The following is a 15819-nucleotide window of genomic DNA, read 5'->3' on the forward strand; positions in this document are numbered from 1 at the left end:
CCGTTCGTGCGGACCCTTAGCGATCCCCGGCAGCGAGCGCCGGTTCGATGCGCAGCAGGAGGCCCGGCCACCCGTCACCCATGCCGTGGAACGCGGTTTTACCCAGAGGCGAGTCGACGTCGAACCCGGCGTGTTCCAGGAACAGCCGGGTGCCCGTCCCCTCGGCCTCAAGCCGCCAGGTGATCGTGGTGTCCAGCGAATCGGGGGCAAAGCTGTAGCGCAGAAGGCGCTCGGGCTCGACAGCGAGCACCTCGCACGCCTGCTGCCCCCAGGGGCCCATGTCCAGGGTGAAGCGGTGCCCCACAACGGGCCGCACATCACCGGCGGCCCACCACCGCGCGTGCAGCTCGGGTTCGGTCAGTGCCCGCCAGACCGCCGCCGGCGGATGGGCGATGAACTGGTCGCAATGGATGACGGCCGGCTCTGCGCTGGTCATCGGTTCTCCTCGTCGATCAGGTCGCTCAGCGCGCCCATCCGGGCCCGCCAGTAGCGTTCGAAGGGATGCAGCCACTCGACTGCCTCGGCCAGTGGGGCTGCATCCAGGTGGTAGTAGCGGTACCGCCCCCGCGGTTCCTCACGCACCAGCCCCGCACCCCTGAGCACGGCCAGGTGCTCGGAGACCGCGGGCCTGCTCAGCTCGAACGCACCGGCGAGATCCCCCGCCGCGCGCGGCCCGTCACGGAGAGCCTCCAGGAGCGTGCGCCGCACCGGGTTGGCCAGAGCACTGAACACATCTGCTGCCGCCATGCCCCCATCATGCGTCGGAAACTTCCGACACGTCAAGCACGGGGAGACGAGACAGGGAACCGGTGGCAGCGCTGCGACCCGCAGGCGGCGGATCAGCCGGACGTGACCGGGAGGACGTCCGGCGACAGCGCCCCCGCGCGGGCCGTCGCGCTGGTCATCCTGCGCTGATGGTGGCGCCTGCACAGCACCTCGTAACCCACCTCGCCCGCCAACTGGTTGACGTCGCCCACCACGACCTGGGCCCCTTCGACAACCATCTCGCCGCCCACGGTGCGGGCGTTGTGCGTGGCCCGTGCACCGCACCAGCAGAGCGCTTCGACCTGGAGTGTCTCGACCCGGTCGGCCAGCTCGATGAGACGCTGGGACCCGGGGAACAGCTTGGTCCGGAAGTCGGTGGTGATCCCGAACGCGAAGACGTCCAGGCCGAGGTCGTCGACGATCCGGGCGAGCTGGTCGATCTGTACGGGGGCGAGGAACTGGGCCTCGTCGACGATCACGTAGTCCGCCCTGCCGCCGCGGGTGATGTGGTCGACGAGGTGTGCGTACACATCCATGTCCTCATCGGCCTCGACGGCCTCGGTGACGAGCCCCAGCCGTGACGAGAGCTTGCCCTCCCCCGCCCGGTCGTCACGGGTGAAGATCACACCTTGCAGACCGCGGGCCGACCGGTTGTGGCCGATCTGCAGCGCCAGCGTGCTCTTTCCGCAGTCCATCGTTCCGGAGAAGAACACAAGCTCGGGCATGAGGGGTTGAGCGCCTTTCGAATGGGGTGGGCAGGCAGGAAGAGCGGGTCAGGAACGCACTTCGAGGAGCGGAACGAGCTGCTCGACGGGGGTCATCGAGCCGTGCATGCCGACCATCGCGGACTCGTGCGGCTCCTGGACGGAGGCGATGACCACGACGTCGTCGTGGGCGGCCGCGACCACATCGCCGATCCGGCCGTACACCCGCTCGTCGACCTGCGGGCCGAACCAGCCGGCCGCGATCGCCTCGTCCCGGCTCGCCACCCAGAACTGTTCGCCGAGCACTTCCTGCCAGACGGTCAGCACATCGGCCTCGGCACCCGGGACGGCGTACACATGACGGGCCCGGCCCTCGCCGCCGAGCAGGGCGACACCCGCGCGCAGCTCCCAGTCCTCGTCGAAGTCGATCCGGGACTGCTCGTCGAACGGAACGTCGATCATGCCGTGGTCCGCGGTGATGTACAGGGCGGAGCGGGGCGGCAGCTGTTCGGCGAGGCGCTGCACGAGACCGTCCACGTACATCAGCTGGCCGCGCCAGGCGTCGGAGTCGACGCCGAAGCGGTGCCCCTTGCCGTCGATCTCGCTGTAGTACGTGTACACCAGCGACCGGTCGCCGGCGGCGAGCCGGTCCGCGGCCAGGTCCATCCGGTCCTCGCCGGAGAGCCTGCCGTGGAACGTGCCGCCGCTGAGCGCGACCTTGGTGAGCGGGGTGTGCTGGAAGGTCGGGGCGGAGACCTGCGCGGTCTGCACGCCGGCCTCGTCCGCGAGCCGGAAGACGGTGGGGTACGGCTGCCAGACCTCGGGCGGGGTCCAGGGCTTCCAGCGGAGCTGGTTCATCAGCTCGCCGCTCTCCGGATTGCGGGCGGTGTAGCCGGGAAGGCCGTGCGCGCCGGGCGGCAGCCCCGTACCGACCGAGGCGAGCGAGGTCGCGGTGGTGGCCGGGAAGCCTGCTGTCAGGGGGCGGCCGGTGCCGCCGCGCGAGGTGGGGAGCAGGGAGTGCAGATACGGGGCCTCGTCCGGGTGGGCCTTGATCTGCTCCCAGCCGAGACCGTCGATCAGGAAGACGCAGTTCCGGTCGGCGGGGGTGAGCTCGGGGATCGCCGCCGTGAAGCCGGGCACGCCCTGCCCGGCGACGAGCGTCGGCAGCAGATCGGCGAGCGAGCCGCTGCCGTACTCGGGGACGGGGGCCGTGTCGAGAGGGAGCAGAACGGGGTCCTGCCAGGCCGGCTGGGCCATCAGCGGCCGGTCGCTGCGGTCGCGGTTGCAGCCGTCGCCTCGGAGAGCGACTGGGCGAAGGCGAGGGTCTGACGCACCGTGTCGGGGCCGTCACCGGCCTCGCTGACACGCAGGCTCAGGTCGTCGGCCGTGGAACTGCCGGTGTAGCCGTGGTCCGCCTCGCAGTTGGGGTCGCCGCAGGCGGCGGGCTCCAGGTCGATCCGGGAGACCGCACCCCAGCCGATCGTGAGGACGACCTCGCGGGGCAGCGTCCCCGGCACGTACTTCTCGGGGTTGGCCACGACGCGGCTGACCACGACCGACGAGATCCGGTCGAGCTTGACCGACTCGGTGGAGGTGGTGGCATACGGCGACGGGGAGCTGGTGTCGGCGTTCTGCTCGTCGGTGTGACTGACGATGAAACGGTTGTCGGTCAGCACCAGGACCGTGACGTGCCTACGCACCTCGTTGGAGTCGAAAGTGGTCTCCTGGTGCACCAGGTACGAAGCGACCGGCTCACCGCCGACGGCGGCCTCCACTGCCTCGGCCACAAGGGCCGGGTAGTAGCCGCTGCGCTCGATCGCCGCGCGCAGCCCCTGGGTCGTCGTACCGGTCTTCGCCATACGGACCATCCTACGGGGGGTGGATGACTGCCGGGGACGCTGCGCAAAAGGGCCGGGACGGGCCGGCCAGTGGCTTCAGTAGTTGGGGAGACGGCGAGGGCCCAGGTCGGTACGGGCGGGGGGCGGCGACAGCCGGACGCTCGCGCCGAGCACGGTCAGGCCATGCGTGGCGACCACGACCGGTTCCAGTGCGACGGAGACCACCTCGGGGTGGTCGTCGACCAGCCGGGACACCCGCAGCAGAAGTTCTTCGAGCGCCAGGGTGTCGACGGGCGCCGAGCCGCGCCAGCCGAAGAGGACCGGGGCCGCCCGGATGGACCGGATCAGCTCGGCGGCGTCGCGGTCGGTGGCCGGTACGAGGCGGTGGGCGGTGTCGCCGAGGAGTTCGGAGGGCGCGCCGGCCAGCCCGAAGGAGAGGACGGCGCCCGCGGCCGGGTCGATCGTGGCCCGTACGACGGTGTCCACACCGCGCGGTGCCATGGACTGGACGACGGGCTGAAGCTCGGTGGGCTTGCCGAGCAGGTCGGTCAGCTCGTCGTACGCCCGGCGCAGCGCGGCCTCGTTGGCGAGGTCCAGCCGGACGCCACCGAGGTCGGCGCGGTGGCGCAGATGGGGTGCGGTGGTCTTGAGCGCGACCGGATAGCCGAGCCGCGCCGCTGCGGAGACGGCGGCGTCCGGGTCGGGGGCCGGGAGCGTCGGTCGTACGGTGATGCCGTAGCGGCCCAGGAGTTCGCACGCCTCGTCGTGACTGAGCGGGCGGCCACGCGGGTCGGGGTCGGGCCCGAGGAGCGCGTCGATACGTGCGGCGGCGCCGGCCTCGTCGATGGTGTCGTCGAGGAACTCGGGCACCTTCCCGGGCACGGCGGCCTGGCGCCTCCACTGGGCGTACTTCACGGCCTCGGCCAGAGCTCGCACGGCACGCTCGGCGGCGGGGTAGGCGGGGATGCGGCCGAGGGTGGGGACGGCGGGGGTGTCGCCCGTGCCCGTGTCGGACCGCTGCTGCGTGAGCTGGTCGCCGGGGGCGGTCGCGGTCGGCGCGGTCGGCGGGACGACCCGATCGGCCGGTGCGGCCGGAGCGTCCGGGGCAGCCGGCGCGGACGCACGTGCCACACGTGGCACCGCGGCCGTGCTCGTGGCGGCGGCAAGCGCCTCGGCCAGGCCGCCGATCTCCACATGGACCACGGCCACCGGCTTGGCCGGGCCCGTGGCTGCGGCGGTGCGCAGGGCGGCCGCCAGGACCTCGCCGTCACCCGATTCCGCTTCGCCGTTCTCTCCGACCCAGGGGATCGCCGTCACGATCACCGCGTCGCAGCTCCGGTCGGCGAGTGCCTCGGCCAGCGCGTCCCGGAAGTTCTGCGGGGTGGCCGCCGTGGTGAGGTCGCGGGGCGGGCGCGGACGCAGCCCCTCGGCGAGGCAGGCGTCGTACGTGAGGAGGCCGAGGGACTCGGAGTTGCCCAGGATCGCGACCCGCGGGCCCGCAGGGAGCGGCTGGTCGGCGAGGAGCAGGCCCGCGTCGACCATCTCCGTCACGGTGTCGACGCGGATCACCCCCGCCTGCCGCATGAGCGCGGAGACTGTCGCGTCCGGGATCCGGCTGACCGGCACCGCATGGCCCGGCGGGGTGCTGCCGCTGTGCCGGGCGCCCTTCACCACGACCACCGGCTTCACCGCCGCGGTGCGTCGGGCGAGCCGGGTGAACTTGCGCGGGTTGCCGAGCGACTCGAGGTACAGCAGGGCGACATCGGTGTCCGGGTCCTCGTACCAGTACTGCAGGAAGTCGTTGCCCGAGATGTCGGCGCGGTTGCCCGCGGAGATGAACGTGGACAGGCCCGCGCCGCGCCGGTAGAGCCCGGAGAGCAGCGCGATGCCGATGGCACCGGACTGCGTGAACAGGCCGATGCGTCCGGGCGCGGGCGGTTCGGGGGCGAGGGAGGCGTTCAGCCGTACGGCGTCGGAGTTGTTGATGACGCCGAAGGCGTTCGGGCCGATGATGCGCATGCCGTACGAGCGGGCCTGACGCACCAGTTCGCGCTGCCGTTCCCTGCCTTCGGCGCCCCATTCGGCGTATCCGGCGGAGAGGACGACGAGGCCCTGGACGCCGTGCTCTCCGCAGTCGGCGACGGCCTCCGGGACCCGGTCGGCGGGGACGGCGACGACCGCGAGGTCGACCGGTTCGCCGATCTCGCCGATGGAGCGGTGGGCGGGGACGCCGTCGATCGTGGCCTGGTCCGCGGCGAACGCGCTGTTCACCGCGTACGCGCGACCGGTGAACCCGGCGTCGAGGAGATTGCGCAGGACCGTGCGGCCCACCCCGCCGGGGTTACGGCCGGTGCCGATGACGGCGACGGAGCCCGGCGCGATCAGCCGCTGCACCGACCGCGACTCCGCCCGCTGCTCACGGGCACGCTGGACGGCGAGGGACTCAGCGGTCGGTTCGAGGTCGAGGGTCAGGTGGACGGAGCCGTCCTCGAAGCTGCGCTGCTGGGTGTACCCGGCGTCCCGGAACACCTTGATCATCTTGTTGTTGGCGGGCAGCACCTCGGCGGCGAAGCGCCGGATGCCGCGCTCACGGGCCACCGCGGCGATGTGTTCCAGCAGCGCCGACGCCACGCCGCGGCCCTGGTGGGCGTCCTGGACGAGGAAGGCCACCTCGGCCTCGTCGGCGGGGGCGGAGGCGGGCCGGCCGGTCGCGTCGATCCGGTCGTAGCGGACGGTGGCGATGAACTCGCCGCCGACCGTGGCGGCGAGACCCACCCGGTCGACGTAGTCGTGATGGGTGAAGCGGTGCACGTCCTTGGCGGAGAGCCGCGGATAAGGGGCGAAGAACCGGTAGTACTTCGACTCGTCAGAAACCTGCTCGTAGAAGCTGACCAGCCGCTCGGCATCGTCCGTGGTGATGGGCCTGATCCGGGCCGTGCCACCGTCGCGGAGCACCACGTCCGCTTCCCAGTGGTCGGGGTACGCGTGATGCGGACTCTGCTCCGGCGTGGGCTGCATGGGCAAAGCCTACGGCTCGGTCAGCGGTCGCGTACGGCTCGGGGCCGGGGCAGTCTGAGAGGGCCGATCGGCCTTGCGGCACGGGCTGCGGCGCCGGGTCGCAGGTCGGGCGGAGCATCGCGCACCACATGAGAGACTGGTCTAGACAACCATTGATTCGTGAAGGGCAGAACCATGGCTGAGCGCCGCGTCAATGTCGGTTGGGTCGAGGGCCTCCACGCCCGCCCCGCTTCCATCTTCGTCCGTGCCGCCACGGCGTCCGGCGTCCCCGTGACCATCTCCAAGGCCGACGGCAGCCCGGTGAACGCCGCTTCCATGCTCGCGGTGCTCGGCCTCGGCGCGCAGGGCGGCGAGGAGATCGTTCTCTCGTCCGAGGCGGACGACTCCGAGGCCGCGCTCGACCGACTGGCGAGGCTGGTCGCCGAGGGGCTCGACGAACTCCCGGAGACCGTCTGATTCCGGACCTGTCCGGCCTGTTCCGGCCGGAAGTATTCCTGCGGCAGAGCCGCGGCACCTTTGACGGGGGGCCGCGGCTCTTTCGTTTTCACGAACTGCACCGATCTCAGGACCGATCCCGTCCACTCCCGAGCCGGTTTTCGGGACCACTCCGGAGCGAATTTGGGCAGCCGAAACAAAGCCCCGCCGAATTACATCTCTTTGTATACGGCGCATGTGTTAATGACGGCCGCTCGTGGTGTTTACGACATGTTGCGAAGTCCTCACCCGGCCTGGCCGCGGCGGGGCGGGCGCGCGGCCCGGGGTGCGGTCCGCGCGCCGCAGCCGGTGCGCGGCGGTGGCCCGCTCGGCGTGCTGCGCGGCCAGCCCCCTGGCCCGTTCCGCGTCACCGCGTGCGACTGCGTCCACGATGGCCCCGTGCTCGGCCCAGGAATCGGCGGGGCGGGCCGGCTGCTCGACCGCGTACATCCAGGCGATCTTGTGCCGGAGCTGGGTGAGCAGCGCGATGAGCCCGGGACTGCCGGAGGCCTGGGCGAGCGTCTCGTGGAACCAGCCGCCCAGCGAGCGGAGATCCTCCCCTTCACCCCGCCTGGCCCGCTCCTGACCGAGCCTGACCAGGCCGCGGAGGACTTTGAGGTGTGCCTCGGTGCGGCGCTGCGCGGCGCGGGCCGCACCCAGCGGCTCCAACAGCATCCGGACCTCCAGCAGGTCGGCAGCCTCCTCCTCGGTCGGCTCGGCGACACAGGCGCCGGCGTGCCGGCGGGTGACCACGAAACCCTCGGACTCCAGGGTGCGCAGCGCTTCCCGAACAGGGACACGGGAGACCCCGTAACGGCGTGCGAGCAGTTCCTCGGTGAGTCTGCTGCCGCGTTCGAAGACACCGGAGACGATGTCGTCACGGATTGCCGTGCATACCGAATGCGCCGGAATGCGCATGTCCGAACCTCCGCCTTAATCCCCGCGAAACGCGGCCGACCGACGCCTGTTCTGTGACTCTATTGCAATGCGACCGCATTTCCGATGCCGGGCCGAAATCCATGAATATCTTTTGGTCCGAAGACGGTTCGGCAAGCGCCCCCGACGGGGGCGGTCCGGGTACGACGAAGGCCCCGGCTTCCCGCGCCGGGGCCTTCGGGAGGTGCTGCGTCGGTCAGACGTTGACGCCGTGGGCGCGCAGGTACGCGACGGGGTCCATGTCGGAGCCGTACGACGGCGTGGTCCGGGCCTCGAAGTGGAGGTGCGGTCCTGTGGAGTTGCCGGTCGAGCCGGAGAACCCGATCCGCTGGCCCGCGCCGACGCTCTGGCCGACCGACACGCCGATCGACGAGAGGTGGCCGTACTGGGTGTACGTGCCGTCCGTCATCCGGAGCACGATGTTGTTGCCGTACGCGCCGCCCCAGCCGGCCTCGACGACCGTGCCGGCGCCGACGGCGACGACGGAGCTGCCGGAGGGAGCGTGGAAGTCGATGCCCGAGTGGCTGCCGGAGGACCAGAGGGAGCCGCTGGACTTGTAGCCGGTGGTGACGTAGGAACCGGCGACCGGGAGCTGGAAGAAGCCCAGGCGGGTGCGCTCGGCGGACCGGGCGGCGCGCGCCTTGGCGTCACGGGCCGCCTTGGCGCGGGCTTCGGCCTTGGCCTTGGCTGCTGCCTTGGCCTTCGCTGCTGCCTTGGCGTTCGCTTCTGCCTTCGCCTTGGCGGCGGCCTTGGCCTTGGCGGCCGCCTGGGCCTTCGCCTTGGCTGCGACCTCGGCCTGGCGCATCTGCACGTCGGCCTGGGTGGCAACCTGGTCGGCGAGGGTGCCCTCGATGGCGATGACCTGGTTCAGGCCGATCTCGCTGACAGAGGGGGCTTCGGCGCCGGCGGCGAGAGCCGGAGAGGCCAGCCCACCGATGACGCCGGTGGTGGCCAGAGCTGCGATGCCGGCGATCTGCGCGCTCTTGCGCGTCAGACGGCTCGGGGCACGGTGCTTCCCGGTGGGGCGGGTGAACGCCATGAAGTGGGTGGTCCTTTCCTTCCTTCTCGCCTACCGGGTTAGCTGACGGGTTCGGAGCAGGAAGGTCTCCTACGGATCCGCGAGCCCCACAAGAGGCGCGCAGGCATCCGATTCACCCCAGGGACTGCATGGGTCCCCGGCTCCCCAGGCTCGCGCCTGACGGGGACTCGGCGATGGCTGACCGGCGCCGCGGATGCGGCATACGAGTGACGGGCAGCGATGCCGACGCTAGGCGGGGGCACTTTCATTCACCAAACGGACAGGGCGTTTTGTAGCACATCCCACAGGGCATATACGCAACTTCTGTCCTAAATCGGACAAAAGGGAAGACCCCTGCGAGAAGCGACTCACGGGGGTCTCCCTATGTCCCTTTATGCGGTTATTTGATGCGTCAGCTGCTGACGACCGACACCTCTCCGATGCCCAGCGCCCGGACCGGCTCCTCGATCTGCGCGGCGTCGCCGACGAGGATCGTGACCAGACGGTCCACCGGGAAGGCGCTGACCACCGCCGCGGTCGCCTCGACCGTGCCGGTCTCGGCGAGGCGGGCGTACAGCTGCGCCTGGTAGTCGTCCGGGAGGTGCTGCTCGACCTGATCGGCGAGCGTGCCCGCGACGGAGGCCGCCGTCTCGAACTTCAGCGGGGCGACACCCACGAGGTTCTGCACGGCCGTCTCGCGCTCGGCGTCGGTCAGGCCCTCGGCCGCCAGCGTCCGCAGGACCGTCCACAGGTCATCGAGCGCCGGTCCGGTGGACTCCGTGTCCACCGAGCCGCTGATGGCCAGCATCGCGGCGCCCGTCGCCCCGGAGGCGGAGTCCGGCGCCGACGACCGCAGAACCTGCGCGAAGGCCCGTACGCCGTAGGTGTAGCCCTTCTCCTCGCGCAGCACCCGGTCCAGCCGGGAGGTGAGCGTGCCGCCCAGGCAGTACGTGCCGAGGACCTGGGCCGGCCACACGCTGTCGTGCCGGTCGGCACCGATGCGGCCGATCAGCAGCTGCGTCTGCACGGCTCCTGGACGGTCGACGATGACTACCCGGCCGGTGTCGTCGGCGGTGATCGGCGGGACCGGCCGGGGCTCGGCGGTGTTCCCGGACCAGTCGCCGACGGTGTCGGCGAGCAACGCGTCCAGGTCGATGCCCGTGAGGTCACCGACGACCACGGCGGTCGCGGTGGACGGCCGGACATGGGCCTCGTAGAAGCTGCGGACGGCCGCGGAGTCGACCCGCTCCACCGTCTCCTCGGTGCCCTGGCGCGGGCGCGACATCCGCGCGGTGGCCGGGAAGAGCTCCTTGGAGAGCTGCTTGGCGGCACGGCGGGCCGGGTTGGCCTGCTCGTGCGGGATCTCGTCGAGCCGGTTGCGTACCAGCCGCTCGACCTCACTGTCGGCGAACGCGGGTGCCCGCAGCGCCTCGGCGACCAGACCGAGCGCCTTGGCCAGCCGGGAGGCCGGGACCTCGAGGGAGACCCGCACGCCGGGGTGGTCGGCGTGCGCGTCAAGGGTGGCCCCGCAGCGCTCCAGCTCGGCTGCGAACTCCTCCGCGGAGCGCTTGTCGGTGCCCTCGGACAGCGCCCGCGCCATGATCGTGGCCAGGCCGTCGAGGCCCTCGGGCTCGGCGTCCAGCGGGGCGTCGAGGTAGATCTCGACCGCGACGACCTGCTGGCCGGGACGGTGGCAGCGCAGCACCGTGAGCCCATTGGGCAGGGCGCCGCGCTCGGGTGCGGGAAAGGCCCAGGGCCTGGCCGTTCCGGGGGTCGGCTGCGGGTGGTACTCCATCGATACTCCAGTCGCGGCAGCGTCGGTCACTTGTCCGCCCCTTCGTGCGCGTCGGTGTCGGCGTCCGTCTCGTCGGCGGCCGCCCCAGCGGTGGACTCGGCCGGCTCGACCGGCTCGTAGACGAGCACTGCCCGGTTGTCGGGGCGCAGCTGGGCACTGGCAGCCGCCTGGACCTCTTCCGCGGTGACGTCGAGCACCCGCTGGACGGCGGTCAGGGCGAGCTGCGGGTCGCCGAACAGCACGGCGAACCGGCACAGTTCGTCGGCGCGGCCCGCGACCGTACCGAGCCGGTCCAGCCACTCGCGCTCCAACTGGGCCTGGGCGCGCTCCATTTCCTCGGGTGTCGGCCCCTCGGCCGCGAACCGGGCCAGCTCCTCGTCGACCGCGGTCTCGATCTGCGCCACCTCGACCCCGCCGGACGTCTTCACGTCCAGCCAGCCGAGCGAGGGCGCACCGGCCAGCCGCAGCAGCCCGAATCCGGCCGCCACCGCCGTCCGGTCGCGGCGGACCAGACGGTTGTGCAGCCGGGAGGACTCGCCGCCGCCCAGCACGGTCAGCGCCAGGTCGGCGGCGTCGCACTCCCGGGTGCCGTCGTGCGGCAGCCGGTAGGCGGCCATCAGCGCCCGCGCCGGGACCTCCTCACGGACCTCTTCGCGCAGCTGCTCGCCGACGATCTCGGGGAGCGCGCCGTCGCGCGGCGGCTGCTTGCCGTCGTGGGACGGGATGGAGCCGAAGTACTTCTCGATCCAGGCGAGCGTCTGCTCGGGGTCGATGTCGCCGACGACGGACAACACCGCGTTGTTGGGCGCGTAGTACGTACGGAAGAAGGTGCGCGCGTCTTCGAGCGTCGCGGCGTCCAGGTCGGCCATCGAGCCGATAGGAGTGTGGTGGTACGGATGGCCCTCCGGGTACACGAGGGCGGTCAGCTTCTCGAACGCCGTGCCGTACGGCACGTTGTCGTAGCGCTGACGGCGCTCGTTCTTGACGACATCCCGCTGGTTCTCCATGGACTCGTCGTCGAGCGCGGCGAGCAGTGAGCCCATCCGGTCGGCCTCGAGCCACAGGGCCAGCTCCAGCTGGTGCGTGGGCATCGTCTCGAAGTAGTTGGTCCGTTCGAAGCTGGTGGTCCCGTTGAGGGAACCGCCCGCCCCCTGCACCAGCTCGAAGTGTCCGTTCCCCTTGACCTGTCCGGAGCCCTGGAACATCAGGTGCTCGAAGAGGTGAGCCAGACCCGTGCGCCCCTTGACCTCGTGGCGCGAACCGACGTCGTACCAGAGGCACACCGCGGCGACCGGGGTCAGATGGTCCTCGGAGAGCACCACGCGCAGGCCGTTGGCCAGACGGTGCTCGGTCGCTGTCAAGCCGCCGGAGCCGGCCTGGGCTGTGGCCGTGTGACCCATGGGCATGTACGTCCCTTCGATCGCGATACTGAATTTCCTGCGAGACCTGCCACTGTAAGCAAGCGGACCGACACCTGGCGAAGTTCCCGTGCCGCGGAAGTTCGCGTGAAAGAGCGCCGGACAGCCCCTAGGGACGGGTCGAGGTCGGCGTTGTCAGTGCGGCGGTCCACAATGGTCCGCGTCAGAACCAGAGGTTGCCCGAACAGATCTGTGAAGGAGTCGCAGCAGCGATGGCCCGCCGCAGTACGAAGACCCCGCCGCCGGACGACTTCGAGGAGAAGATCCTCGACATCGACGTCGTCGACGAAATGCAGGGCTCCTTCCTCGAGTACGCGTACTCGGTGATCTACTCACGGGCCCTGCCGGACGCCCGCGACGGCATGAAGCCGGTGCACCGCCGCATCGTGTACCAGATGAACGAGATGGGGCTGCGCCCCGACCGCGGCTACGTGAAGTGTGCCCGTGTCGTCGGCGAGGTCATGGGCAAGTTGCACCCGCACGGTGACGCGTCGATCTACGACGCGCTGGTGCGGATGGCGCAGCCGTTCTCGATGCGGCTCCCCCTCGTCGACGGACACGGCAACTTCGGCTCGCTCGGAAACGACGACCCGCCGGCCGCCATGCGGTACACCGAGTGCCGGATGGCCGACGCCACGTCGCTGATGACGGAGTCGATCGACGAGGACACCGTCGGTTTCCAGTCGAACTACGACGGTCAGGAGCAGGAGCCGGTCGTCCTTCCGGCCGCGTATCCGAACCTCCTGGTCAATGGCTCGTCCGGGATCGCAGTGGGCATGGCGACCAATATGCCGCCGCACAACCTGGGCGAGGTCATCGCCGCCGCCCGCCATCTGATCAGGCATCCGGGTGCGGACCTGGACACCCTGATGCGGTTCGTTCCCGGGCCGGATCTGCCGACCGGGGGCCGGATCGTGGGCCTCGGCGGCATCAAGGACGCATACGCGTCCGGCCGCGGCACGTTCAAGATCCGTGCGACCGTCTCCGTGGAGGACGCCACGGCGCGCCGCAAGGGCCTGGTCGTCACCGAACTGCCGTTCACCGTCGGCCCGGAGAAGGTGATCGCCAAGATCAAGGACCTGGTCTCGGCGAAGAAGCTCCAGGGCATCGCGGACGTCAAGGACCTCACCGACCGCGAGCACGGCCTCCGCCTGGTCATCGAGGTCAAGAACGGCTTCGTGCCCGAGGCCGTGCTGGAGCAGCTCTACAAGCTGACGCCGATGGAGGAGTCCTTCGGCATCAACAATGTGGCGCTGGTCGACGGGCAGCCGCTCACCCTGGGCCTCAAGGAGCTCCTCGAGGTCTATCTCGACCACCGCTTCGATGTAGTGCGCCGCCGCAGCGAGTTCCGCCGGACCAAGCGTCGCAACCGGCTCCATCTGGTCGAGGGACTGCTCGTCGCGCTGATCGACATCGACGAGGTCATCCGGCTCATCCGGTCCAGTGACAATTCGGCGCAGGCGAAGGAGCGGCTCATCGAGCACTTCTCGCTGAGCGAGATCCAGACGCAGTACATCCTGGACACCCCGCTGCGCCGGCTGACCCGGTTCGACCGGATCGAGCTGGAGGGCGAGCGGGACCGGCTCAACACCGAGATCGACGAGCTGACCACGATCCTCGATTCGGACGCCGAGCTGCGCAAACTGGTCTCCGCCGAACTGGCCGCGGTCGCCAAGAAGTTCGGCACCGACCGGCGTACGGTGCTGCTGGAGTCGGCCGGTGCGCAGGTCGCCGCGGTGCCACTGGAGGTCGCGGACGACCCGTGCCGGGTGCTGCTCTCCTCGACCGGTCTGCTGGCCCGTACGGCCACTGGCGACCCGATCCAGTTCGACGAGGACGCCAAGCGGGCCAAGCACGATGTGATCGTGTCGGCCGTGCCGGCGACGGCGCGCGGCGATGTGGGTGCGGTGACGTCCACCGGGCGGCTGCTGCGGCTCGCGGTGATCGATCTGCCCCAGCTTCCGGACACGCACGCGGCGCCCAATCTTTCGGGCGGCGCGCAGATTTCGGAGTTCCTCACGCTGGAGACGGGCGAGGAGGTCATCTGCCTCACCACGCTCGACGAGTCCTCCCCCGGCCTGGCGATCGGCACCCTGCAGGGGATCGTCAAGCGGGTGGTGCCGGACTACCCGCCTAACAAGGACGAGTTGGAGGTCATCACCCTCAAGGAGGGTGACCGGATCGTCGGCGCCGCCGAACTGCGTACGGGCGAGGAGGACCTGGTCTTCATCACGTCCGACGCGCAGCTGCTGCGCTACCCGGCGGCGCAGGTGCGACCGCAGGGCCGGCCGGCCGGCGGTATGGCGGGGGTGAAGCTGGCGGCGGACGCCGAGGTGCTCTCGTTCGGCGCGGTGGATCCGGCGGTGGACGCGATGGTGTTCACGGTGGCGGGCTCGCACGGCACGCTGGACGACTCGGTGCTGACGGCGAAGCTCACGCCGTTCGACCAGTATCCGCGCAAGGGCCGGGCCACCGGCGGCGTGCGCTGTCAGCGGTTCCTCAAGGGCGAGGACGTCCTGGTGTTCGCCTGGGCGGGCGCGCTGCCGGCGCGGGCGGCGCAGAAGAACGGCACGCCTACGGAGCTGCCGGAGCCGGATCCGCGGCGCGACGGGTCGGGTACGCCGCTGGCCAAGCCAGTCGCGGTGATCGCCGGACCGGCGTAGTCGGCCGCTCGGCCCTGGTGGCCGGGCGGCGTCGGGCCGGTGGGCTATGCGCCGTCGACCGGCTGTTGTACGTACCGCAGGACGCCCCACATGCTCTGCTCATGTGCGGCGTCCTGCGGCGTGTCCGGGGACATTGCGGCATGCGGAGCGGTGTCCGGCGCGGGTGCGGCGCTCTCGCGGCAGTCGGCCAGCTCCTTGTGCAGGGTGTCCGGGTCGATGCCGGAGCCGATCAGCACGAGCTGGGTGAGTCGCGGTTCGTCGCGCTTCCAGGGCCGGGGGCCGAACCGCAGGAATCTACCGACGGCGTGCATCGCGTACGTGTTGCCGCGGTCACCCGCGCCGAAGTCGACGAACCCTTTGATCCGGTAGAGACCCTCGGGCCGGGAGTCGAGAAACTCCATCAATCGGCGGGGGTTCATGGGCACGTCGGAAGTGAAGGAGACACTCTCGTACGCAGCGTGCAGATAGCCCCCGTGCGCCTCGGCGCTCCCTTCCGCTCCCTCCTCCAGCAGGAGGTCCTCGAAGGTGAGCTGACGCATCCATGCCTCGCCGTCGGGCCGCAGCGCCGGGTCGAAGAGCAGCTCCGGGTCGATGCGTCCGTACGTGGCGGAGATGACAGCCGCCCCGCTGCCGGCCGCCGCGATGACCTTGCGGATACGGCTCTGTCCCTCCTCCCCGATCCGGTCGGTCTTGTTCAGCACGACGAGATCGGCGACGCCGAGATGGCGGTCTATCTCCGGATGACGCCCCCGGGTGGCGTCGAACTCGGCGGCGTCGACGACCTCGACCAGTCCCCCGTACACGATATGAGGGTTGTCGCTGGCCAGCAGCATCCGTACGAGCTCCTGGGGTTCGGCCAGTCCGCTCGCCTCGATGACGATCACATCGAGGCGGGCGGCGGGCCGGGTGAGCGTCTCCAGGAAGGTGTCGAGTTCGCTCGCATCGACGGCGCAGCACAGGCATCCATTGCCCAGTGAGACGGTCGAGCCGACCTGGCCCGAAACCGTCATGGCATCGATCTCGATGGAGCCGAAATCGTTGACGATCACGCCGATCCTGTTCCCCGCACGGTGGCGCAGGAGGTGGTTGAGCAGAGTCGTCTTGCCGGATCCCAGGAACCCGGCCAGGACGACGACCGGGATCTGCTGCTTGCGGGGCGGGGACGACGGGCTCAACAGGGGCCTTCCTCG

Annotated in this window: 13 protein-coding genes and 1 riboswitch; of the genes, 2 read left to right on the forward strand and 11 right to left on the reverse strand. The window is 70.7% G+C overall.

Features of this window, described 5'->3' with window-relative positions:
- Positions 1 to 16: 16 nt before the first annotated feature.
- The 6 genes from ABZV38_RS11745 to ABZV38_RS11770 form a co-directional block, all read right to left on the reverse strand.
- Positions 17 to 436, reverse strand: coding sequence for an SRPBCC domain-containing protein (locus ABZV38_RS11745; protein WP_356326617.1), 420 nt, complete (start codon positions 434 to 436; stop codon positions 17 to 19).
- A complete protein-coding gene (locus tag ABZV38_RS11750; RefSeq protein WP_356326618.1) occupies positions 433 to 747 on the reverse strand; it encodes a metalloregulator ArsR/SmtB family transcription factor in 315 nt (104 codons plus the stop codon). Before ABZV38_RS11750 ends, ABZV38_RS11745 begins: the two co-directional genes overlap by 4 nt.
- 92 nt (positions 748 to 839) lie before the next feature.
- Positions 840 to 1490, reverse strand: a complete 651-nt coding sequence (locus ABZV38_RS11755; RefSeq protein ID WP_356326619.1) for a thymidine kinase — start codon at positions 1488 to 1490, stop codon at positions 840 to 842.
- A gap of 48 nt (positions 1491 to 1538) precedes the next feature.
- A complete protein-coding gene (locus ABZV38_RS11760; protein WP_356326620.1) occupies positions 1539 to 2726 on the reverse strand; it encodes a nucleotide pyrophosphatase/phosphodiesterase family protein in 1188 nt (395 codons plus the stop codon).
- Complete coding sequence (locus ABZV38_RS11765) at positions 2726 to 3328, reverse strand: DUF5998 family protein (RefSeq protein ID WP_356326621.1); 603 nt, start codon at positions 3326 to 3328, stop codon at positions 2726 to 2728. Before ABZV38_RS11765 ends, ABZV38_RS11760 begins: the two co-directional genes overlap by 1 nt.
- A gap of 75 nt (positions 3329 to 3403) precedes the next feature.
- On the reverse strand, positions 3404 to 6325 hold the full coding sequence (locus tag ABZV38_RS11770; protein WP_356326622.1) for a GNAT family N-acetyltransferase: 2922 nt from the start codon (positions 6323 to 6325) through the stop codon (positions 3404 to 3406).
- A 174-nt stretch (positions 6326 to 6499) separates the two neighbouring features.
- Here ABZV38_RS11770 and ABZV38_RS11775 point away from each other — a divergent pair, with 174 nt between their 5' ends.
- Positions 6500 to 6781, forward strand: a complete 282-nt coding sequence (locus tag ABZV38_RS11775) for an HPr family phosphocarrier protein (RefSeq protein ID WP_356326624.1) — start codon at positions 6500 to 6502, stop codon at positions 6779 to 6781.
- A gap of 219 nt (positions 6782 to 7000) precedes the next feature.
- On the opposite strand, the gene ABZV38_RS11780 is transcribed toward ABZV38_RS11775, so the two are convergent.
- The 4 genes from ABZV38_RS11780 to ABZV38_RS11795 all read right to left on the reverse strand — a co-directional run bounded on the left by ABZV38_RS11780 (position 7001) and on the right by ABZV38_RS11795 (position 11954).
- Positions 7001 to 7717 (reverse strand): GntR family transcriptional regulator, encoded by a 717-nt coding sequence (locus tag ABZV38_RS11780; protein ID WP_356326625.1) that lies wholly within the window; start codon positions 7715 to 7717, stop codon positions 7001 to 7003.
- Between the two features lie 214 nt (positions 7718 to 7931).
- Positions 7932 to 8774: a M23 family metallopeptidase gene (locus ABZV38_RS11785; RefSeq protein ID WP_356326626.1), complete on the reverse strand. Its 843-nt coding sequence runs from the start codon at positions 8772 to 8774 to the stop codon at positions 7932 to 7934.
- A 12-nt stretch (positions 8775 to 8786) separates the two neighbouring features.
- A riboswitch (cyclic di-AMP (ydaO/yuaA leader) is annotated at positions 8787 to 8957 on the reverse strand.
- 208 nt (positions 8958 to 9165) lie between these two features.
- Entirely contained in the window at positions 9166 to 10548 is a 1383-nt protein-coding gene (locus tag ABZV38_RS11790; protein ID WP_356326708.1) for a pitrilysin family protein, read from the reverse strand.
- Between the two features lie 26 nt (positions 10549 to 10574).
- Positions 10575 to 11954, reverse strand: a complete 1380-nt coding sequence (locus tag ABZV38_RS11795) for a pitrilysin family protein (protein WP_356326627.1) — start codon at positions 11952 to 11954, stop codon at positions 10575 to 10577.
- 224 nt (positions 11955 to 12178) lie between these two features.
- Here ABZV38_RS11795 and ABZV38_RS11800 point away from each other — a divergent pair, with 224 nt between their 5' ends.
- Positions 12179 to 14629: a DNA topoisomerase IV subunit A gene (locus ABZV38_RS11800; RefSeq protein WP_356326628.1), complete on the forward strand. Its 2451-nt coding sequence runs from the start codon at positions 12179 to 12181 to the stop codon at positions 14627 to 14629.
- Positions 14630 to 14673: 44 nt separating this feature from the next.
- On the opposite strand, the gene ABZV38_RS11805 is transcribed toward ABZV38_RS11800, so the two are convergent.
- A complete protein-coding gene (locus ABZV38_RS11805; protein ID WP_356326629.1) occupies positions 14674 to 15804 on the reverse strand; it encodes a CobW family GTP-binding protein in 1131 nt (376 codons plus the stop codon).
- Between the last annotated feature and the right edge of the window lie 15 nt (positions 15805 to 15819).

The sequence above is a fragment of the Streptomyces sp. NPDC005181 genome, from assembly GCF_040608395.1.
GTDB lineage: Bacteria > Actinomycetota > Actinomycetes > Streptomycetales > Streptomycetaceae > Streptomyces.

Excerpts from the sequence above, each read along its gene's own strand:
- ABZV38_RS11800 (WP_356326628.1), top strand. The coding sequence starts at position 12,179 with ATGGCCCGCCGCAGTACGAAGACCCCGCCGCCGGACGACTTCGAGGAG.
- ABZV38_RS11760 (WP_356326620.1), bottom strand. The coding sequence starts at position 2,726 with ATGGCCCAGCCGGCCTGGCAGGACCCCGTTCTGCTCCCTCTCGACACG.
- ABZV38_RS11780 (WP_356326625.1), bottom strand. The coding sequence starts at position 7,717 with ATGCGCATTCCGGCGCATTCGGTATGCACGGCAATCCGTGACGACATC.
- ABZV38_RS11775 (WP_356326624.1), top strand. The coding sequence starts at position 6,500 with ATGGCTGAGCGCCGCGTCAATGTCGGTTGGGTCGAGGGCCTCCACGCC.
- ABZV38_RS11745 (WP_356326617.1), bottom strand. The coding sequence starts at position 436 with ATGACCAGCGCAGAGCCGGCCGTCATCCATTGCGACCAGTTCATCGCC.
- ABZV38_RS11790 (WP_356326708.1), bottom strand. The coding sequence starts at position 10,548 with ATGGAGTACCACCCGCAGCCGACCCCCGGAACGGCCAGGCCCTGGGCC.
- ABZV38_RS11750 (WP_356326618.1), bottom strand. The coding sequence starts at position 747 with ATGGCGGCAGCAGATGTGTTCAGTGCTCTGGCCAACCCGGTGCGGCGC.
- ABZV38_RS11795 (WP_356326627.1), bottom strand. The coding sequence starts at position 11,954 with ATGCCCATGGGTCACACGGCCACAGCCCAGGCCGGCTCCGGCGGCTTG.
- ABZV38_RS11785 (WP_356326626.1), bottom strand. The coding sequence starts at position 8,774 with ATGGCGTTCACCCGCCCCACCGGGAAGCACCGTGCCCCGAGCCGTCTG.
- ABZV38_RS11755 (WP_356326619.1), bottom strand. The coding sequence starts at position 1,490 with ATGCCCGAGCTTGTGTTCTTCTCCGGAACGATGGACTGCGGAAAGAGC.
- ABZV38_RS11770 (WP_356326622.1), bottom strand. The coding sequence starts at position 6,325 with ATGCAGCCCACGCCGGAGCAGAGTCCGCATCACGCGTACCCCGACCAC.
- ABZV38_RS11765 (WP_356326621.1), bottom strand. The coding sequence starts at position 3,328 with ATGGCGAAGACCGGTACGACGACCCAGGGGCTGCGCGCGGCGATCGAG.